At 69.1% G+C, this 1,407-nt stretch carries 2 protein-coding genes and 1 pseudogene; 2 read left to right on the forward strand and 1 reads right to left on the reverse strand.

The features are described 5' to 3' along the window. On the reverse strand, positions 1-215 hold a 215-nt coding region (locus AB0I22_RS39735), incomplete at its 3' end, for a helix-turn-helix transcriptional regulator (RefSeq protein ID WP_363135909.1). A gap of 93 nt (positions 216-308) precedes the next feature. On the opposite strand from AB0I22_RS39735, the gene AB0I22_RS39740 reads away from it, so the two are divergent. Both AB0I22_RS39740 and AB0I22_RS39745 read left to right on the forward strand, forming a co-directional pair. Then, positions 309-542: a hypothetical protein gene (locus AB0I22_RS39740; protein WP_363135910.1), complete on the forward strand. Its 234-nt coding sequence runs from the start codon at positions 309-311 to the stop codon at positions 540-542. 236 nt (positions 543-778) lie between these two features. Next, a pseudogene (locus AB0I22_RS39745) lies at positions 779-1,407 on the forward strand (hypothetical protein); the annotation flags it as partial.

Consider the following 1,407-nt stretch of genomic DNA (forward strand, 5'->3'; position numbering starts at 1 on the left):
ACCAGCGGGAGGCTGGCGCGGCGTCCGGACTCCATGTTGGCGATCACGTTGCGCGGGATGGGATGCCCGAGCCGCTCGCACCGGTCGGCCAGATCCTGCGCGCTCCACCCCTTCTCCTTCCTTCTGCGCCGGACTTCGCCGGCCACGTTGGCCTTGACCCGGTCCACCCACTCGGGGAAGCCGTCCTCTTCATCATCGAGATCACGTTGTGTCACTTAGACACATTAGCTTGAGGATCCTGGTTGGTACCGCCTGGAGCCGGACGTGATGGCCACGTTCGCCGAGGGCTGTACCGAAAGGGATGCCGCATGCACGAAGACGCCGCAATCGGAGAACGGGCGAAGGGGATGAGCCGGGAAGACCTGCTGGCGCTTCCGGTGGCCGTTGATCTGGAAACCAGCAATCGCGCCCTGGGACTCGGCCGGAGCAAGGGGTACGAGTTGGCGAAGCGGGGCGCGTACCCGTGCAAGGTTCTGCGGCTCGGCAACGCCTACCGGGTCGTCACCGCGGATCTGCTGGCGCTGCTCGGGCTGGCGGCGTGAGGGGTCGGCAACATAGCAGACGGTTCTGCGTTGAGCTGACACAGAATCGCTGGACTGTGGGCGGGTGTGGACGTACGGTCCGTGTTCCCTCGCGATGGCTCGAAGCCCGCGAGAGGGGAACGGGCCTCCGGCGGTGCAACGCCGGAGGCCCCAGCAGCCCCGAACGGCCCGTCAAGAACCGACCCGACGACGGCACGGTCGCACAAGCCCGCCACCGCCAGACGAGGAGCCGCCGCATGGAACATGCCGGAGCCCAGCCCTATTCCGCCCCCGACGAGCCGCCGTCCTGGCCGCCGGTCGCCGTACCTGGCCAGCCGCCTGAGATTGGGCCCGCGGAGTCCACGCCGCCCGCAGAAGACCCTGCTCCGGCCTCGGTGTCCGAGGGCGCGCAGGTGCTGGCGGAGCTGCGGGAGCAGATTCGCCGGTACGTCGTGCTGCCCGGCGAGGAAGCCTTCACGGCCGTAACGCTGTGGGTCGCGGCGACCCATCTGCAGACCGCGTGGCAGCACGCTCCGCGGCTGGCCGTCGTGGGCCCGGCCAAACGGTGCGGCAAGTCGCGCCTGCTGGATGTGATCACCGAGAGCGTCCACGAGCCGCTGATCACGGTCAATGCCTCGGCGGCGGCGGTGTTCCGGTCGATCACCGACACCCCGCCCACCCTGCTCGTCGACGAGGCCGACACCCTCTTCGGCTCCGTGAAGGTCGCGGAGAAGAACGAAGAGATGCGCGGTCTGCTCAACGCGGGGCACCAGCGCAACCGGCCCACCCTCCGGGTGTCCGGCCCCAACCACGAGGTCGCGAAGTTCCCCACCTTCGCCATGGCGGCCCTCGCGGGCATCGGCGACCTGCCGGACACGATCATGGA

Origin of the sequence: Streptomyces sp. NPDC050610, from assembly GCF_040654875.1 — a bacterium.
In the GTDB taxonomy this organism is placed as follows: Bacteria; Actinomycetota; Actinomycetes; order Streptomycetales; family Streptomycetaceae; genus Streptomyces.